Below are 12,119 nucleotides of genomic sequence, written 5' to 3'. Positions count from 1 at the left end.
GCTTGATCGTCCACACTGATCAAGGTTTCCACTATCAACACTCTTCTTGGCGTCACCAACTAGAAAAACTCGGCGCGATTCAATCAATGTCTAGAAAAGGTAACTGCTATGACAACTCCATAGCAGAAAACTTCTTCTCACACCTCAAAGTGGAGTTCTACCACCAAGAAACCTTCAAAACTATTGACCAATTCATTCGTCAATTAGACGAATACATCACCTGGTACAACACCGCACGCATCCAAGAAAAACTAGAAGGCATGAGCCCGGCCCAATACCGAACTCATGCCCTAACAGCCTAAACCGGATACTATTTAAACCATCCAACAATCGGGGGACAGTTCAGTTATCCCCAGCCGCGCATATTTTTTGTGTTTTTAGATCAGGCCCTGGGCGATGACCGCGTCGGCGACCTTCACGAAGCCGGCGATGTTGGCGCCGAGCATGTAGTTGCCCGGGTGGCCGTATTCCTCGGCGGTTTCCGCACAAGTGTCGTGGATGTTGGCCATGATGTCGGCCAGTTTGGACTCGGTGTACTCGAAGCTCCAGGAATCTCGGCTGGCGTTCTGCTGCATCTCGAGACCGCTGGTTGCGACGCCGCCTGCGTTCGACGCCTTGCCGGGCACGTAAACCAGGCCGGCCTCGGTGATCGCCTCGATGGCGTCCGGAGTGGTGGGCATGTTGGCGCCCTCGCAGACTGCCTTAACACCGTTTGCGATCAGCTTCTTAGCGTCGGCAATCTCGATCTCGTTCTGGGTTGCGCAAGGCAGCGCGAGGTCGGCCTCGACGCCCCAAGGACGCTCACCGGGGAAGAACTTGGCGCCGGTTCGAGCGGCATAGTCGCTGACGCGTCCGCGCTCGACCTCCTTCACCTGCTTGAGCACCTCTAGGTCGATGCCTTTTTCGTCGTAGACGTAGCCGCTGGAGTCGGAACAGGTGAGCACCTTAGCGCCCTTTTCCTGGGCCTTCTCGATTGCGTAAATGGCCACGTTTCCGGAGCCGGAGACGAGCACCTTCATGCCGTCCAGGCTCATTCCGCGGTTGGCGAGCATCCGCTCGGTGAACATGACCAGGCCATAGCCGGTGGCCTCGGTGCGGGCGAGCGAACCGCCCCACGTCAGGCCCTTGCCGGTGAGCACTCCGGCGTCGTAGTGGTTGGTGATTCTGCGGTACTGGCCGAACAGGTAGCCGATTTCGCGGCCGCCGACGCCGATGTCACCGGCGGGAACGTCGACCTGAGGGCCGATGTGACGAGCGAGCTCGGTCATGAACGCCTGGCAGAACCGCATGACCTCGCCATCCGAGCGCCCGTGCGGGTCGAAGTCTGAGCCACCCTTGGCGCCGCCCATCGGCAGGCCGGTCAGGGAGTTCTTGAAGATCTGCTCGAAACCCAGGAACTTGATGATGCCCAGGTATACCGAAGAGTGGAAGCGCAGGCCACCCTTGTAGGGTCCAAGCGCGGAGTTGAACTGCACGCGGAAGCCACGGTTGATCTGTACGTGGCCGGCGTCGTCTACCCACGGCACGCGGAAGATGATCTGCCGCTCAGGCTCGCAAATACGTTCGAGGACGGCGGCCTCGGTGTACTGCGGGTTGCGGTCGAGAACAGGTTCTAGCGATTCGAAGACTTCTTTAACAGCCTGGTGGAATTCCGCTTCACCCGGGTTGCGGGCGATGATTTGGTCATAGACCTCGGAAAGATGGGCTTTCATTAATCGCTCCTTATATCGAACTGTCGTCTAGCCTTTAGTCCAGCGACTATCGCGGCACGAGGTTTCGTGCCGCGATAATTTTATTGCAGCCGATAATTCCTGAAAACCCTGATCCAAAACTTGGATAGCTAGCTTTGATTCTCCTCGGCGCCGCCGGTTTCTTCCGATCCCGGCTGCTGAGCCTGATTGGTGTTCGCAGGTGCCGGGTTCTGCTGATTTTCCCCACCGTTCTGCTGCGGCTCCTCCGTGTAGGCAGGCTGCTGGGCGGGCTGCGCTGGCCACTGCTGTTGTGGCTGAACGGGGACGTATTCCTGCTGCGCAGGCTCTTCCTCGACGGGTTCTGGCGCTTGCGCGGTTTGGGTGTGCGTCTGCGTCAGCGTCACCGTCGGCCCCGGAACCGAGACCTCGCCCGGCCGGACCCAGGCATACGCCAAAAGCCCTAGCAGGCACGCGATGAGCGCTATGAGCAGCACCTTTGGGGTCAGCTTCGCCAGTCTCGACGGCTCTCCGTGCGTCTTCGGAGTGCGCTTGTAGACGGGTGCAACGTTCGGATCTTCCGCGATGCGGCGCATTTCTTCGGAGACCTCAGCAGCCGACGGACGCTGCCCGGCACGCTTATCTAGCATTCTGGGCATCAAAGCGTCGAGCGCAGGCGGGGCGTCGGGGCGAAGATCGATAAGCGGCAGCGGTTCGTCATAAACCTGTGCGTGCGCCACAGCCACCGAAGAATCGCCAAGGAAAGGCGGGCGCCCGCAGAACAGAAAGTATGCGACGCAGCCCAGCGAGTAGACGTCGGACGCGCTCTCTACCTTCTTGTTCATGGCCTGCTCGGGCGACATGTAGGCGGCGGTTCCGATGGCCGTCGCCGTGCCAGTAAGCTGCGCCTCATTCTCGTTCATCACCCGCGCGATGCCGAAGTCGACGATGATGGGGCGCCCACGCTCGGGGTGGGCGTAGAGGTCGGGCACGGTGCCGTCCACGTCGCGGTGGGCGTTCATCACGATGTTTGCGGGCTTGATGTCGCGGTGGGTGATGCCCATATCGTGGGCCGACTGCAGCGCGTCCGCGACGGCTGCAAGGATGCGCAGGCCAACCCCGTAGTCAAGCGGGCCGCTCTCGCGGACGAGGGTGGCCAGGTTAGGACCAGAAAGCAGGTCCATGACGAGGTACGCCTTGTTGTTCGAGGTGCCGGTGTCGTAAACCTTGACGATGTTGGGGTGGTCTAGTCCAGCGATGGCTATGCCTTCACGCCTGAACCGCTCCGGCACGGTTTCGTCGGTGTTTGTGTCGAGGTCGACGACCTTAACAGCGACGGTTCGCTGTAAAAGAATGTCTTGGGCTTGCCACACTTCCCCCACGGAACCTTTGCCGATCATGGCGTCCAGGCGATAACGCTCTGCGATCAAGGTTTGCGACATGTCTCTATTCTTGCCGAGTTCTCTGGAAAGTTCATAACCGAAAACGCATTGGAGTGTCCTAAAAATTGCGTTGCTTTTTATAGGGACGCAATAGCGTTTGTTTAGCTCTTACTTACCATCCCTCTTAGCAGCCAAGTTGCCCCCGTCGCACACGTCGCTAAACCGGCGACGGAAAGCGCGTTAAAGATGGCGGAGGCGCCCGTTTTGATCATCAGCAACACCATGAACGCGAATAACGCCCACATGACGATCGCCACGATCATGCACCCGATTACGATCATGTTGCTGACGCGCGGGCCGAAGCCGTATGCGTCGAGTTTGTTGTTTCTGGCGCCCACCACTAGCGCATGGATCAGCAAGACGAAAACCACCGCGAAAAGCAGCGTGAAGGCGGTCTGCCCGATCGTGTTGTCGGGCACGCGCAGCCGAGCTGCCACCATCGCGACTCCGGTGACGATGGAGCCGATGCTCATCATTGCCAATGCGGGCGAGTTGTTCATGGCTCAATTATCAGCCATATACGGGGCTACCCGAGCCTTTAGCGAAAGTTAGCCGAAGACGCGTTTAGGATTGATGGGACGAATTTAGGAGGCGAAATGAAACACGCCGAGATCGATGAGGTCGGTTGGCGCAGTCACGTGCCGAAGCGGATCCGCAGGCTCGTGCGTAAATACCGCACCTATTTCATTTCGCAGCTTCGTGCCGGGCGCGCCCGCGTCAAGGGCGCGTTCGTGCCGACGATCATCGCCGCCGCTTTCGCCGCCGTCTCGTGGACGATCTGCAAGTATCTGATGGGTGAGCCGAACCCGGTGTTCGCGCCCATCGCCACCTTCCTCTGCCTGGGCATGAGCCGCAACCGAAATATCCGCAAGGTGGTCGAGCTCGGCGTCGGCGCCAGCATCGGCGTCGCCGTGGGCGGTCTGGTTGCCGTCAATTCGGGCTTCGACTGGTGGCAGATCTTCTTGTTGATGTCCGTCATGCCGCTGATCGGCCGAATGATCGACCGCTCCGAGATGACGGCGTTCCAGATGGGCATTCAGTCGATCGTGATGGCGTCGATGATCACCGGCGGAATGGTGTCGGCGTCGAGCGGGGTGTTCGGGCGCTGGATGGATGCCCTGACAGGTGCCGTGGTGGCGCTCTTCGCGACCTTGATTCTGCCAATCAACACCGAAAGCCGGCCTAGGCGTTATGCGGTGCTCGCGCTGAACGACGTCTCCCGCGCGCTTCGGGCTCTCGGGCACGGCATGGCCGAGGGCAGCGTCGTCATGGTGCACAGCGCGAAGGGCTACTTGAGCGCCACCCGCGAGGCGGTCACTGATGGCGAGGCGGCGCTGGCTTCAGCTCGAGAGACCAGCCGCCTGAATCCGGTTGCCCGACGGCGCTCATTGACGAAGCTGACCGAGCTCGAACGCATCCTAGAGATGACGGATCGACTCGAAATAACCGCGCTGATTTTCGAGCGTCAGGCACGCGGAATGGTTATCGAGCGCGGAGAAATCAAGACCGTTTCTCCGTACGTGCTGCAAGTTGCGACGATTATCGACCAGGTTGCAGCAGGAATCGGCAGCTGGGAGCGTCCGACGAAAGCCCGGAACGCGGCGGTGGCAATCGCGGGTGAGCTGGCCCCAGAAGAGGTCGGCCACAACGACGACTGGCGATCGGCAACCCTGACTTCCCTGCTGCGGGCGATCGTGGTGGACACGCTGCAACTGACCGGACTATCCAACGCGCAGGCGCGCAGTACCCTCGCCGGTAACGATCCGGACGAGCCGGAGGGTCTGCCTGAGGTTGAGGATTGGGACCGCCGCTCCGAGATCTGGGGCACTGATGAATTGCCCGCGATCGACTCAGAGGATCGTCGCTATTTCAAGAAGCTGGCCGCCGACGAGCTTCAAAAAGGCGAGGACGACTAGGGCCTCTGCGTCGGAGTTTCCTGCGGGGCTGCGACGCAAATCTTGCCGTCTGGAGCCTCGATCGAGCGAGGCGCTTCGGCATTAAACCCTGGGTAATTGTCGTCCAACAGCACGGTCACGGTGCCGTCTTTGCGTCCATCGCCGCGGGCCTCGGCGTCAATCAGAAACCCCTGCACTAGTTTGACCTCGGGAGAGTCTGCGCTTCCGCCGACCACCACGGTGCCGGATTCCTCCTCTGAGGAGTTACGGGCAGGGAATGTGTTGAAGCCGGCTTGCTTGAACTGGTCGGTGACCTCGCCGGCCAACCCATTGGATTTGCCGGTGTTCATCACCCGAACCCACACCTGCGAGCTGTCGAGCGTGCTGGAACTTTGTTCCACGCACGGTGGGGCCTCCTGGCCGAACGGCCGGGTCAACTGTTTATAGCCCCAGCGCACGCCAAGAAAAAGCAATGTCGCAACCACCAAAAAGATGATTGGTGAGGCGATTTTGCGCCATCTGGTCACTTTGCTCTCCTGTGCTCGGGCTCAATTCTTAGAGGATAATGCAGGAGGTCGAATACAACCAGTAACGAATTCTAAATTTAATCTAAGTTAAGCACCCGGGCGTGGACGGTGGGACGCTGCTGAAGCGCGGCGCGCAGCGCGCGGTGCAACCCGTCCTCAAGGTAAAGCTCGCCGCGCCACTCCACAACGTGCGCGAAAAGGTCGCCGTAGAACGTCGATTCTTCCTCTAGCAGAGTGTCCAGTTGGAGGGTGCTTTTCGTGGTGACGAGCTGATCGAGCCGCACCTGTTCGGGCGCGATCTTTGCCCAATCGCGGTTTCGGTAACCGTGATCGGGATATGGACGCCCGTCGCCGACTCGTTTAAAGATCACAAGTGAATGATAGTCAATAATGCCGACAGATATTAACGTTTAGCGACAGGGACTATTTTTCCACGTTTAATCGACACGTATATTGGGTTTCGCACCCGAAAAGAAAGGCTAACGATGGCCAGCACTGCCAAGCGCGCGCAATTTCCAGTTATCCGCGCGGTTGATCTAACGAAGATATATTCCACCGGTAGCTCCGACGTCGTGGCGCTCGATCACGTCGATGTGAGTTTCGATAGAGGCACGTTCAACTCGATCATGGGCCCCTCTGGTTCCGGCAAGTCGACGCTCATGCACTGCATGGCGGGGCTCGACGCGGTAACCTCCGGCCAGGTTCTGCTGGGCGAGGAGGACCTGACCAAGCTGCCCGACAAGAAGCTGACGCTGCTTCGCCGCGATAAGTTCGGCTTCATCTTCCAGTCCTTCAACCTGTTGCCCACCCTGAACGCGGAGAAGAACATCGTTCTGCCGCTGGAGTTGGCCGGCAAAAGGATAGACCGCGCGTGGCTTGGCCAGCTGGCCGAGTCGCTGGGCATAGCGAACAGGCTTTCGCACCGCCCCAGCGAGCTTTCCGGCGGTCAGCAGCAGCGCGTCGCAATCGCCCGCGCGCTCATCACCCGTCCCGAGGTGATCTTCGCCGACGAGCCCACCGGAGCCCTCGATTCCAAGGCCTCGCGCAGTTTGCTTGACTACATGCGCAAGTGTGTCGACGAGCTAGGCCAGACCATCATCATGGTCACGCACGATCCGTCCGCCGCGGCATATGGCGACCGCACGCTGATTCTTCGCGACGGCAAGATCACCAAGGATCTCGTCACGCCCTCGATTCAGACGCTAAGCGACGAGCTGACCGGGCTGGAGGGCTGATGCTTCGCCACAATTTTGCGGCAGCGGCGCGAGAGGTGCGCTTCCACCCGTCCAGGGTTATCGCGACGATTATCGCGATCGCCATCAGCGTCGGTTTCATGGCGGCGGTCAGCGTGTTCTTGCAGACCCAGCGTGAGGTCATGGGTAAGCAGCTCGCCCTGCCCAGCAGTTCCGCAGATTTGGTCGTCTCTTTAACGCCCAATGAGACCGCCACCGAGGAAGACGTTCTGAAAACCCTGCAGAACACCGAGGGCGTCGACGAGTTTTCAGCTGTCCATAATCAGTTCTTGCCGCTGAAGAGCCCAAGCCGCAAGGTGCAGATGTCTAGCGCATACAACCTGCCCAGCGAGAACTTCCGTTGGGCTTCCCTGCGCGAGGGCCAGTGGCCAAAGGACGACACCGAGATTGCGATTTCGCCTTCCCTGGCCGACGACCTTGACACAAAAGTGGGCGACGAGCTCACCGCCGGTGACATGAAGCTGAAGCTCACGGGAATAACGGACGACAAACCCAGCATGTTCTTCAAGCCGGCCTACCTTGCCCCGGCGGACTATTCGTTCGGAAACACGCTGTTGGTAAGCGTCTCGGAAGGCTCCGATCCCGAATCTGTTGCCACGCAACTCAACGACCGCCTAAAGCCTTTTGCCAACGAATCCGGCAATGAAGACCCGCTGGCGCAGACCTCCGAGCAGTACCAGGAGGACGCCCTGACCGGGCTTTCCAGCGATTTCGACGCGATGCGCAATGTACTGCTCGTGTTCGCGGGCATCGCCTTGTTGGTTGGCATGATCATCATCGCCAACACATTCACGATTCTGCTCGCGCAGCGTCGTCGCCAGATCGGCCTGCTGCGCGCGGTCGGCGCAACCAGCAACCAGGTTCGGGCGCGTTATCTGACCGAGGCACTCTTGTTGGGTTTCATCGGCTCCGCGCTGGGCATCGGCCTTGGTGGGCTCATTGCAATCATCGGCTCGCAGTTGACGGGCACGCTGGCGTGGGGCATTTCGGTTCCGTGGGGCGAGGTTTGCGTCGAGCTGATCGTGGGCGTGGCCATAACGCTGATCGCAGCGATGGTTCCGGTGCTGCGCACGTCCAAGGTTCGTCCGCTGGAGGCACTGCGGCCAGTAGCCACGCACGAGGCTGAGAAGCGCAAGAAGCGCGCCCGAGCCGTGGTCTGTGGGCTATTCGCGCTGGCAGCTATCGGTCTGATCGTGGGCTCGATGACCATCGAGTCTCAGGCCCTGCCCCTGGCTATCGCCGGCGCGATGCTGCTGACAATCGCCGTCCTCGCCGGTTCGCAGTTATACATTCCGGCGCTGATCAGGGTGCTGGGCGTGCCGCTTCGAGGCCGTCCGGCCGGCAACCTGGCTGTTGAGAACACGCTTCGCAATCCGGCGCGCGCTTCGACGACCGCCACGGCGCTCATGTTGGCTATCGGTCTGATCGTCACGCTTCAGGTCGGCACTGCCACCGCAGAGAAGACCATGTCTAAAGCAATCGACGAGAACAACCCCGTCGATCTGTCCGTCTCAACCTCTTACATGCACAACCCGCAGGACGGCTCGCTCACGGGCCCGAAGCCGCTCTCCGAGAGCGTGCAGAACGAACTGTCTACCCTGCCCAATGTCCGTTCGCAGGCGACGCTGAACGGAGTGGCTGTAAACAGCGGGCAGTACCAACATTTCATCGCGCTCGGCTGGAATAGCAAAGCCGTTCAGACCGTGCATGAGGCGCCCGAGAAGATCGGCGACGACGTGGCATTGATGAACGATAGCCACGCCGAAAAAGAAATCACGCTGACCGGGCCGAGCGGTTCTGTGACGCTGAAGACCGAGGAATCGAAGTATCCGCAACGCTACGACCAAGTGATTATTAGCGAGTCGAATCTGGCCAAGCTCGGCGAAAGCCAGCCGATGTCGGTGTGGCTGAAGCTGGATAGCCGCGATGACGTCGCCCAGACGTTAGACCCCATCGGAACCATCGTGCAGGCGTCTCCCGACAAGCTAGATGTTTCCGGCAGCGCATTCCAGGCGATGATCTTGCAGAAGGTGCTAGACAACATCTTGCTCGTCGTCACGGCACTCCTTGCCGTCGCGGTGATCATCGCGTTGATCGGCGTCGGTAACACGCTGACGTTGTCGGTCATTGAGCGAAACCGCGAGACGGCCCTGCTGCGCGCGCTAGGCATGCAGCGCTCCTCGGTTCGACTGATGCTCCTGATCGAGGCGCTGCTGTTGGCGTTCGCCGCGGCCCTGGTGGCTGTGGTCTTCGGCATGTTCTTCGGCTGGCTGGGAATCAACTCCTTGCTAACCCAGATCCAGCACGAAACCAATCAAACGATGTCGAGCTCGTTTGCAATCGACCTGCCGCAGACGCTAGCCATGCTCGCCATCACCCTGTTGGCCGCTGGGTTGGCGTCGATCCTGCCGGGCAGACGCGCGGTGCAGGCCAGCCCGACGCAGGCGCTGGCCGAAGAATAGTAAGAAAGAAGGAGGGACCGCTCGGGGGGAAATGCGGTCCCTCCGTTGGCTTATGTAGCCCGTCAGTCGGCGCTATCTTCAGAGTCAGGCTCTGCCCGCCTAGCTTTTGGCTGCGGATCGCCAGCAGAGATTTCAGGATCTTCTTGATCGTCTTGGCCGCTTAAAGATCGTCTCGGCTCTTCGTCGCTTTGATCCGATTTGTTTTTCTTTCGCAACCTGGTGGCGACAATACCCACGATCGCCGCCAGTCCAATTCCAGAACCGGCAATGAGCAGCCACATCCAAGGTTCCATTTTTGGTTTCCAGGAATCGTCCTTTTTATCTTTGCCAGGGTCGTAGGGAATTCGCTCGCCACGCACGATCAGCCTGTGCGAGTTAACCGCGTACGGGTAGCAGGTAAGAAGAGTTACGTAGTCTTTGCCTTCGACTTTGGTCAGGTCAGAGACCTCGTCGGGGTCAATGATTTTTATCTGGTTTACCTTGTAGGCCAAGGTTTTGCCCACCACGTCGATGTAAAAAACGTCGCCATCGACGACATCGACTAGGTGGTCGAATAGCGTGGCGGTGGCCAGCCCTGTGTGCCCGGTCAGAACCGAGTGTGTGCCTTCCCCGCCAACCGGAACAGCGGTTCCGTAGAGGTGCCCGACCCCGTGAGCCAGAACATCGTCAGTTGTGCCACGATAGACCGGCAAATCGATGTCCACTCTCGGCACCCGGAGCCGAGCCATGATCTCGGTTCGGTTCAACTGCTGGGCGTATTCCTTGTAGGCCTTCGAACCGGGGTCTGCAGCGGCTTTCAACAGCCAGGGGTCCAACACGGGCACACCAGTTATGTTCTGATTATATTTTTGCGCCCGCTCAAATATTTCATCAGCCTCCGTGCTATCTATCTCGGTCACTTGATGCACGTACTGCTGGGCAAATTTACGCTGATGATAGTTGTTGTATTGGGTCGAGATAACGGGGTACGCCATGATTAATACACCAAGCACCAGCAAAGCAATTGCCCCGACAACATTTCGTTTCATTCGCGACCCTTTTTAGCGTTTGGGCGCTGCCTATTCAGACAGCGCCCAAACCTATCTACTAACTCTGAACCGTCTTGCGGCTAGCGGACAGGTACCATCCGATACCGCCGCCAATGCAGAGCAGACCAGCTAGAGCCAAGGCTAGGGTGCCCGCGCCACCAGTCTTCGGCAGCTCGTTTTCCAGGTTGGTCTTCTCGTTATTGATGATGTACTCGATGGAAGCAGGAGCCGAGCCATGGTTAATTTCAGTTTCAGTTACTTGGCCGTCCTTATCTGTAACCACAGCCTTATTGGCGGTCACATAGAAGTGAATCGGCTCGGCCAACAGGTTGTAGCCATCTGGAGCCTTGGTCTCAACCAGGCAGTAGCCCTGCTTAGCAGTCTGAGCCTTGCCGTCGTACCAGTCAGAGGCCTGCAGACCCTTAACAGTTGCGGTGCCACCGTTGGCAGTGGTCACTCCGGTGTACAGCGGATCTGCCTTGACGTCGGCACCGTCGCACTTACCGTCCTTGCCAGCCTTGAAAATCGAGAACACCGCACCGTCTAGCTTGGTGTTAGGTTCTTTAGCGTCAACCTTGTTGATCTTCAGATCACCGTAGCGGCTCTCAACCGGGTTCGAGGGGATCGTCTTGCCGGGGTTCGACTCCTCCCAAGGCTTGTTCGGAATGAAGCTGGCAGTGTTCTCGATGATGCCCTTGGCACCCTCGTCGTTCACCTTTACCTTGATGGTGGTAACCACATCATTGTTACGGTCGGCCTCGAGCTTACCCAGCTGAACACCGTCGGTGGCCGCGTCAGTGTCCTTGAAAGCGATCTCAACCTTGCCATTCTTCGGGTTCGCGTTGGCGATTTTATCGCACTCAACAGCATTGCCAGCGATCTTAATGTCGTAGTCGGTGCCACAAGCTAGAGCAGTATTATCCGAGAGCTTCAGGTCGATCGACTGAATGTCAACGCGAGGATCGATCTCGTCGTAGATCACGTACTTGCCGAGCGGTTCGGAGCCGTCAGTGATCGACGAGGTAATGGTGTAGGTCACCTCGTGCTTGGCAGCTCCACCAAGCTTGGTGGGTTCAGCATTACCGCCGAAGGTGACGGTGCCCTCGTCCTTGACCTCCTTGGTGATGGTGTCGGACTGGTTCTTCGGGTAGACGTGCACGTCGTACATCCAAGAGGTCTTATTTACCGGCTCGGTCATCGGCAGGGTCACCAGGAACGGCTTGGCCGGGGTTACCTTAGCAACATCGATATCCTCAGTCGCACCGTTATCGTGCTTCTTGACGGTAGTCACACCACTCAGGTTCTCAACCACGACGTAGACGCCGACGCCGTTGGCCTTGGTGAAGGTAGCCGTGCCGTCAGCGCCAGAGGTAACAGTCTCTACGAAGGTCAGGTTCTTTCCAGTAATGCTCGGCTTATTGTTGGCGACGGTGATGTTGGTCTTGTAGAGCTCAGCCGCGGTCTTCCACCCAGCATTAGTGGTCAGGTCAACGCCCTCGACCTTGTAGATGTCGAAGGGCACGCCCTCTAGCGGAGGCTTACTGATGGTCTGTTCGGTGCCGTTGTTCGGCTCGATGCCGGCAGCGCCATAGAACTTGTGGATGGTCAGCTGCACCGAAGCGTCACCCTTAACCAGAGCGACGTTGGCGGTGTGCTCCTGGCTATTACCGCCAACCTTGGTCTGGTCGCCGGGATCAGCAAACGCAGGCGCATAGCTTCCCGCGCCCAGCGCAGCCACCAACATAGCTGCGGCAACGCCTGCCCCCAGCCTTGATGATTTGCGAATCATTTGATTTCTCCTTGGGTTAGATATTTTCTTTTCGG

At 58.9% G+C, this 12,119-nt stretch carries 10 protein-coding genes and 1 pseudogene; 4 read left to right on the top strand and 7 right to left on the bottom strand.

Annotated elements, in window-relative coordinates; genetic code table 11:
- The coding region (locus G556_RS0103415) for an IS3 family transposase (RefSeq protein ID WP_028821765.1) at positions 1–302 on the top strand (302 nt) is incomplete at its 5' end.
- 75 nt (positions 303–377) lie between these two features.
- Here G556_RS0103415 and gdhA read toward each other — a convergent pair.
- The 3 genes from gdhA to G556_RS0103400 all read right to left on the bottom strand — a co-directional run bounded on the left by gdhA (position 378) and on the right by G556_RS0103400 (position 3,630).
- Positions 378–1,712 carry an NADP-specific glutamate dehydrogenase gene (gene gdhA / locus G556_RS0103410; RefSeq protein ID WP_028821764.1) on the bottom strand — a complete coding sequence of 445 codons (1,335 nt, stop codon included), beginning with the start codon at positions 1,710–1,712 and terminating at the stop codon, positions 378–380.
- Between the two features lie 128 nt (positions 1,713–1,840).
- Positions 1,841–3,130 carry a serine/threonine-protein kinase gene (locus G556_RS10090; protein WP_016455101.1) on the bottom strand — a complete coding sequence of 430 codons (1,290 nt, stop codon included), beginning with the start codon at positions 3,128–3,130 and terminating at the stop codon, positions 1,841–1,843.
- A gap of 101 nt (positions 3,131–3,231) precedes the next feature.
- Entirely contained in the window at positions 3,232–3,630 is a 399-nt protein-coding gene (locus tag G556_RS0103400; RefSeq protein ID WP_028821763.1) for a hypothetical protein, read from the bottom strand.
- A 96-nt stretch (positions 3,631–3,726) separates the two neighbouring features.
- Here G556_RS0103400 and G556_RS0103395 point away from each other — a divergent pair, with 96 nt between their 5' ends.
- Complete coding sequence (locus G556_RS0103395) at positions 3,727–5,046, top strand: FUSC family protein (protein ID WP_028821762.1); 1,320 nt, start codon at positions 3,727–3,729, stop codon at positions 5,044–5,046.
- Here G556_RS0103395 and G556_RS0103390 read toward each other — a convergent pair.
- Both G556_RS0103390 and G556_RS0103385 read right to left on the bottom strand, forming a co-directional pair.
- Positions 5,043–5,552, bottom strand: a complete 510-nt coding sequence (locus G556_RS0103390; protein ID WP_155941731.1) for a LytR C-terminal domain-containing protein — start codon at positions 5,550–5,552, stop codon at positions 5,043–5,045. The two genes, G556_RS0103395 and G556_RS0103390, sit on opposite strands and share 4 nt — an antisense overlap.
- Before the next feature lie 77 nt (positions 5,553–5,629).
- A complete protein-coding gene (locus G556_RS0103385) occupies positions 5,630–5,923 on the bottom strand; it encodes a type II toxin-antitoxin system VapB family antitoxin (RefSeq protein ID WP_016455097.1) in 294 nt (97 codons plus the stop codon).
- A gap of 159 nt (positions 5,924–6,082) precedes the next feature.
- Between G556_RS0103385 and G556_RS0103380 the strand changes: the two are divergent.
- Both G556_RS0103380 and G556_RS0103375 read left to right on the top strand, forming a co-directional pair.
- Positions 6,083–6,787: pseudogene (locus tag G556_RS0103380) on the top strand (ABC transporter ATP-binding protein); the annotation flags it as partial.
- A complete protein-coding gene (locus G556_RS0103375; protein WP_036915794.1) occupies positions 6,787–9,267 on the top strand; it encodes an ABC transporter permease in 2,481 nt (826 codons plus the stop codon). The pseudogene G556_RS0103380 and the gene G556_RS0103375, both read left to right, overlap by 1 nt.
- Before the next feature lie 62 nt (positions 9,268–9,329).
- Here G556_RS0103375 and G556_RS10085 read toward each other — a convergent pair whose 3' ends face one another.
- Together G556_RS10085 and G556_RS0103365 are read right to left on the bottom strand one after the other, a co-directional pair.
- Positions 9,330–10,295: a class C sortase gene (locus G556_RS10085; RefSeq protein ID WP_081675499.1), complete on the bottom strand. Its 966-nt coding sequence runs from the start codon at positions 10,293–10,295 to the stop codon at positions 9,330–9,332.
- 58 nt (positions 10,296–10,353) lie between these two features.
- Entirely contained in the window at positions 10,354–12,084 is a 1,731-nt protein-coding gene (locus G556_RS0103365) for a SpaH/EbpB family LPXTG-anchored major pilin (RefSeq protein ID WP_028821758.1), read from the bottom strand.
- Between the last annotated feature and the right edge of the window lie 35 nt (positions 12,085–12,119).

This window comes from Propionimicrobium lymphophilum DSM 4903 (assembly GCF_000423485.1).
Classification (GTDB): domain Bacteria; phylum Actinomycetota; class Actinomycetes; order Propionibacteriales; family Propionibacteriaceae; genus Propionimicrobium; species Propionimicrobium lymphophilum.
Note: the sequence above shows the minus strand (reverse complement) of the source record. Positions and strands in the feature narration are given on the sequence as shown.